The sequence below is a fragment of the Nocardioides sp. genome (genome assembly GCF_036401255.1).
Lineage (GTDB): Bacteria > Actinomycetota > Actinomycetes > Propionibacteriales > Nocardioidaceae > Nocardioides.
In genome coordinates this window covers 1-5,571 of the sequence record NZ_DASWVI010000387.1, presented here as the reverse complement: position 1 = coordinate 5,571, position 5,571 = coordinate 1, and the positions used below count along the sequence as shown (strand labels likewise).

The following is a 5,571-nucleotide window of genomic DNA, read 5'->3' as shown; positions in this document are numbered from 1 at the left end:
CCTGCGCGGCGGTCAGCGCGCCCTCGAGCTCGCGGATCGCCTCCTCCTGGCGGGCGACCTTGGTGCGCATCGTCTCGGCGAACGCGGCGTTCTCGGCGGTGCGCGCCTCGGTGAGGGCGCGGTAGGCCTGCGCCTGCTCGGCGCGGTCGCGCGCGGCGTCGCGACGCGTGGCGACGAGCTCGGCGTGCGTGATCCGGGTCGCGGCGGCGCCCAGCACCACAGCGAGGACCGCGGCGAGGCTGACGACGAGGAGCGACCCGCTCGCCACGGCGGCGGTGACGAGGAGGGCGGCGAGGGACAGGAGGACGGCGGCGACGGTCAGACGGGTGCTGCGCTGGCGGCGACGGGAGGCCGGAGCAGGGGAAGAGGCCATGCTCTTCAGGTTAGGCGTCGTCCTCGTCGGATCGGACGCGACACGCGCGCTCGAGCAGCACCGAGGTGACCACGATGCCGATCCCGGCGACCGCCGCGACCGCCGAGCGCCAGGCGCGCTGCGTGGCCAGCTCGGTGTCCACGCCGATCCAGCTGACGGCGTACCCGAGGTAGCCGCCGGCGACCAGCGCGCCGACCAGGGCGCACGCCCGCGCCAGCACCAGGCGGTTGACCGCACGGTGCGGCTCGAGGCGCTCGTGCTGGACGTGGACGGTCCGCCAGGTGAGGTACGCCGTCGCGCCGAGGATCGCGGCCACCAGCACCAGCGCGAGCGGCTGGGCCCAGGTGATGATCGGGGCGGTGTCACGGACCCGCTCGGCGGCCGGGTGCAGCAGCCAGCCTCCGACCAGGCCGACCACGGCCCAGGCCGTGAGCGCACCACCGGAGGTCGGCCGGAGACGTCCGGTCGGCTGCGGCTCCTCGCCCGGTGGCCGGGCGCTCACCGACCGGTCACTGGATCTCGAGGACCAGGTCGTCGCGGAGCTTCAGGCCGCTCTGGTCGACCTGCTCGAGCAGGTCGGCCACCTGGCCGCGGTCGGGGATCTCGGCGGCGGGGTCGACGTCGTGCCAGGGCCGCAGCACGAACGCGCGCTCGGCGGCCCGCGGGTGCGGCAGCCGCAGCGACTCCTCGTTGCTGCGCCGGTCACCGACGACGATCAGGTCGACGTCGAGGGTGCGGGGGGCGTTGCGCTGCTCGCCGCGCTCGCGGTCGAAGGCGTCCTCGATGGCGAGCGCCCGGTCCATCAGGCGCGAGGCCGCGAGGGTGGTGTCGACGAGCACGACCGCGTTGAGGTAGGTCTTCGCCTCCGGCGGGCTGTCCACCGGCTCGGTCTCGTAGACCGGCGAGACCGCGGTGATCCAGACATCGGGGGTGTCCGCGAGAGCGCCGACGGCGCCCTGGAGGCTGGTGAACCGGTCGCCGAGGTTGGAACCCAGCGCCAGCACCGCGCGGCGGATGGGGCGCATCTCCCCGGTCAACGTGTCCGCGTCGATGATGTTGGGGTTGGGGGTCTCAGTCACGAGGGAGGACCTCACGTTTCCGGGTGATCGTCAGCGTGACGTCCGCGAACGTCGCATGGATGGGTGCGTCTGGCTTGTGGACCGTCACCGTCGCCCATTCAACACGGTCGTCCAAGAGGCAGACGTCCGCGATCCGTTGGGCCAGGGTCTCGATCAGGTCGACCGGATCCTTCTCCACGGCAGCCAAGACCTTCGTCACGAGGCTTCCGTAGTCGACGGTGTCATGCAAGTCGTCCGACGCGGCCGCGGGGGCGGTGTCGATGCCGAGCGTGAGGTCGACGAGGAACTTCTGCCCCGCACGCTTCTCGAACTCCAGGACCCCGTGGTAGCCGTAGCCCTCGATGCCGGTGACGCTGAGCTCGTCGGTCACTCCAGCCCCTCCTCGCTGAGCCGTTCGGCGACGCGCAGCGCGTCGCGCGAGGCACGGACATCGTGCACCCGGACCCCCCACACGCCGTGGCGGGCCAGGTGGAGGGTGATGGCGGTGTTGGCGTGCTCGCGCTGGTCGACCGGCCGGGGCGGCTGGCCCGACGCGGCGAGCAGCCGGCCGAGGAAGGACTTGCGGCTGGCCCCCACCAGCAGCGGGAACCCCAGCTCCGCGAGGGCGTCGATGCGCCGCAGGAGCTCCCAGTTGTGCTCCGCGCGCTTGGCGAAGCCCAGACCCGGGTCGAGGATGATCTGCTCACGGCCGATCCCGGCGGCGAGCATCGCCCCGACCCGCCCGGACAGCTCCTCGCAGACCGCGCCGACCACGCCGCCGGGGCCGTCGTAGACCGCGAAGTCGCGCATGTGGTCGGCGTGCGCGCGCCAGTGCATCGCGACGTACGCCGCGCCGCTCGCGGCCACGACCTCGAGGATCCGGGGGTCCGCGAGCCCGCCGGAGACGTCGTTGACGACGGCCGCGCCCGCGGCCAGCGCGGCCTCGGCCACCTCCGCGCGCATGGTGTCCACCGAGACCACGGCGCCCTCGGCGGCCAGCGCGGTGATCACCGGGATCACCCGACCGAGCTCCTCCTCGACCAGGGGCCGGGTGGCGCCGGGCCGGGTGGACTCGCCACCGATGTCGAGGATCTCGGCGCCGTCGGCGAGCAGGTCGCGCCCGTGCGCGATGGCCGCGCTCGGCTCGAGCCAGCGCCCGCCGTCGGAGAAGGAGTCCGGCGTGACGTTGACGACGCCCATCAGCCGCGGCCGCGCGCGGGGGGCGAGCAGGTCCTCGAGACCGGCCATCAGCGGATCATCGCCGGTGGATCAGGGCCATGGCCTCGGCCCGGGTGGTCGGGTTGGAGCGCATCGTGCCGCGGACCGCGGAGGTGATCGTGCGGGCGCCGGCCTTCTTGACCCCGCGCATGGTCATGCACAGGTGCTCGGCCTCGATGACCACGATCACGCCGCGCGCCTCGAGCAGGCTCATCAAGGCGTCGGCGACCTGGGTGGTGAGCCGCTCCTGCACCTGCGGACGCTTGGCGTAGACGTCCACCAGCCGGGCGAGCTTGGACAGGCCGGTGATCTTGCCGCTCGTGGCGGGGATGTAGCCGACGTGAGCGACCCCGGTGAAGGGCACCAGGTGGTGCTCGCACATCGACCACAGCTCGATGTCACGCACGAGCACCATCTCGTCGTGGCCGATGTCGAACGTCGTGGTGAGGACGTCCTCGGGGGCCATCCGCAGCCCGGCGGTCAGCTCGGCGTAGGCCCGGGCGACGCGGGCGGGCGTCTCCCGCAGCCCCTCACGCTCGGGGTCCTCGCCGATGGCGCTGAGCAGCTCCCGGACCGCGGCCTCGGCACGGGCCATGTCGAACGGCGGTGCGGCGCCGCCGTCCGGCCGTGTCGAGTCGGTCATGGCGACGACCTTAGCGGGCACCGGCCCCGGGACCACCGGGCGACCGGCCACGATCAGTGCGGGGGCAGCTCCGGGCCGCCGGTCGGCCCCTCGACACCCGGGTCGCCGTGCACGTCACCACCGGATCCGGGCGGGGTCAGCACCGGGCCGGCCTCGCCGTCCTCCTTGACCTGGCCGTTGGTCGCCGTGCGGTCGCGGATCCACTGCGGGATCTCGACCGGCGGCAGCGCGGAGGGGTTCCGCTCGGGCGACCCCGTCCACGCCGGGCGCTCGGGGCGGCGGCGCAGCGGCTCGAACACCCGCGCGACCTGCTCCTTGTCGAGGGTCTCCTTGTCGAACAGCTCGAGCACCAGCGCGTCGAGGACGTCGCGGTTCTCCTCGAGGATCTCGAAGGCCTCCTGGTGGGCGTTCGCGAGCAGCTTCTTGGTCTCCTCGTCGACGATCGCCGCGACGTCCTCGGAGTAGTTGCGTGCGTGGCCGAGGTCACGGCCGAGGAACGGCTCGGAGTTGGACTCGCCGAGCTTGATCGCCCCGAGCCGCTCGGTCATGCCGTACTGCGTCACCATCGCGCGGGCCAGGTTGGTGGCCTTCTCGATGTCGTTGCCGGCGCCGGTGGTCGGGTCGTGGAACACCATCTCCTCCGCGGCCCGGCCGCCGAGCATGTAGGCCAGCGAGTCCAGCATCTGCGAGCGGGTCTGGGAGTACTTGTCCTCGTCGGGGAGCACCATCGTGTAGCCCAGCGCCCGGCCGCGCGGCAGGATCGTGATCTTGTGCACCGGGTCGGTGCCCGGCAGCGCCGCGGCCACCAGGGCGTGGCCGCCCTCGTGGTAGGCGGTGATGAGCTTCTCCTTCTCGCTCATCAGGCGGGTGCGGCGCTGCGGGCCGGCGATCACGCGGTCGATGGCCTCGTCGAGGCTCTCGTTGGTGATCAGCTTCTGGTTGGCGCGCGCGGTCAGCAGCGCCGCCTCGTTGAGCACGTTGGCCAGGTCGGCACCGGTGAAGCCCGGCGTACGACGGGCCACCGAGAGCAGGTCGATGTCCTGGGCCATCGGCTTGCCGCGGGAGTGGACCTTGAGGATGAGGTGCCGGCCGTTGAGGTCGGGCGCGTCGACCTGGATCTGCCGGTCGAAGCGTCCCGGGCGCAGCAGCGCGGGGTCGAGCACGTCGGGCCGGTTGGTGGCCGCGATCAAGATGACGCCGCCGCGGACGTCGAAGCCGTCCATCTCGACCAGCAGCTGGTTGAGGGTCTGCTCGCGCTCGTCGTGGCCGCCGCCCATGCCGGCGCCGCGGTGGCGGTCGACGGCGTCGATCTCGTCGATGAACACGATCGCGGGCGCGTTCTCCTTGGCCTGCTCGAACAGGTCACGGACGCGGGAGGCGCCGACACCGACGAACATCTCGACGAAGTCGGAGCCGGAGATCGAGTAGAACGGGACGCCGGCCTCACCGGCGACCGCGCGGGCCAGGAGGGTCTTGCCGGTGCCCGGCGGGCCGTAGAGCAGCACGCCCTTGGGGATCTTCGCGCCGACCGCCTGGAACTTGGCGGGCTCCTGGAGGAACTCCTTGATCTCGCCGAGCTCCTCGATCGCCTCCTCACATCCGGCGACGTCGCCGAACGTGGTCTTCGGCATGTCCTTGGAGATCAGCTTCGCGCGGGACTTGGCGAACTGCATGACGCCGCGTCCGCCACCGCCTTGGACCTGGTTCATCAAGAACAGGAACAGCAAGATGATCAGCGCGAACGGCAGCAGCGTCGCGAGGATCGAGCCGAGCAGGCTGGGCTTGGGGACCTCGACGGTGTAGTCGTCGATCTTGCCGTCGTCGACCTGGGCCTGCACGAGGTTGTCGAGCTCGGCCTGGGTGCCGTCGAGCCAGAAGGCCGTGACCTTGTCGCCGTTGTCGAGCGTCGCCTTGATCTGCTGCTCACCGCCGTCGACGAAGGTCAGCTCCTTGACCTCGCCGCTGGTGATGTAGTCCCGCATCTTCGAGGCGTCGACCTCGTCGCCACCACGGTTGGGGGCGAGGTACTGCAGGGCCAGCAGCACGCCGACCACGGCGAGGACGATCCACAGCCAGGGACCCTTGAATATGCGCTTCACAGGCTTCTCTCGACACGGGGGTACGGTCCGTCCGGGGGCTGGCCGGGCGGACGCTCATCTGGACTGACGACGGTACACACCGTCGGCAATCGGCATTGTCTCAGGAAATGCCGGCTCCGGTGCAGTCGGCGTCCATCGCCGCGGGCCGGGCGGCGTCCGGGTCGCGGGTCGTGTGCCTGA

6 protein-coding genes and 1 pseudogene are annotated in these 5,571 nt (G+C 72.0%); all 7 read right to left on the bottom strand.

The window, feature by feature from the left end; translation table 11 throughout:
- Positions 1 to 373, bottom strand: a pseudogene (locus VGD85_RS18175) (hypothetical protein); the annotation flags it as partial.
- Between the two features lie 10 nt (positions 374 to 383).
- Complete coding sequence (locus tag VGD85_RS18170; RefSeq protein WP_331064843.1) at positions 384 to 875, bottom strand: DUF3180 domain-containing protein; 492 nt, start codon at positions 873 to 875, stop codon at positions 384 to 386.
- 7 nt (positions 876 to 882) lie between these two features.
- The gene (gene folK / locus VGD85_RS18165; RefSeq protein WP_331064842.1) at positions 883 to 1,452 is read right to left on the bottom strand and encodes a 2-amino-4-hydroxy-6-hydroxymethyldihydropteridine diphosphokinase; all 570 of its coding nucleotides are present in this window, start codon (positions 1,450 to 1,452) and stop codon (positions 883 to 885) included.
- Positions 1,445 to 1,822, bottom strand: a complete 378-nt coding sequence (gene folB, locus VGD85_RS18160; protein WP_331064841.1) for a dihydroneopterin aldolase — start codon at positions 1,820 to 1,822, stop codon at positions 1,445 to 1,447. Before folB ends, folK begins: the two co-directional genes overlap by 8 nt.
- Positions 1,819 to 2,679, bottom strand: coding sequence for a dihydropteroate synthase (gene folP / locus VGD85_RS18155; RefSeq protein ID WP_331064840.1), 861 nt, complete (start codon positions 2,677 to 2,679; stop codon positions 1,819 to 1,821). Before folP ends, folB begins: the two co-directional genes overlap by 4 nt.
- A 7-nt stretch (positions 2,680 to 2,686) precedes the next feature.
- On the bottom strand, positions 2,687 to 3,292 hold the full coding sequence (folE, locus tag VGD85_RS18150) for a GTP cyclohydrolase I FolE (protein ID WP_331064839.1): 606 nt from the start codon (positions 3,290 to 3,292) through the stop codon (positions 2,687 to 2,689).
- Between the two features lie 53 nt (positions 3,293 to 3,345).
- Positions 3,346 to 5,391: an ATP-dependent zinc metalloprotease FtsH gene (ftsH, locus tag VGD85_RS18145; RefSeq protein ID WP_331064838.1), complete on the bottom strand. Its 2,046-nt coding sequence runs from the start codon at positions 5,389 to 5,391 to the stop codon at positions 3,346 to 3,348.
- Between the last annotated feature and the right edge of the window lie 180 nt (positions 5,392 to 5,571).

Excerpts from the sequence above, each read along its gene's own strand:
- folP (WP_331064840.1), bottom strand. The coding sequence starts at position 2,679 with ATGGCCGGTCTCGAGGACCTGCTCGCCCCCCGCGCGCGGCCGCGGCTG.
- folE (WP_331064839.1), bottom strand. The coding sequence starts at position 3,292 with ATGACCGACTCGACACGGCCGGACGGCGGCGCCGCACCGCCGTTCGAC.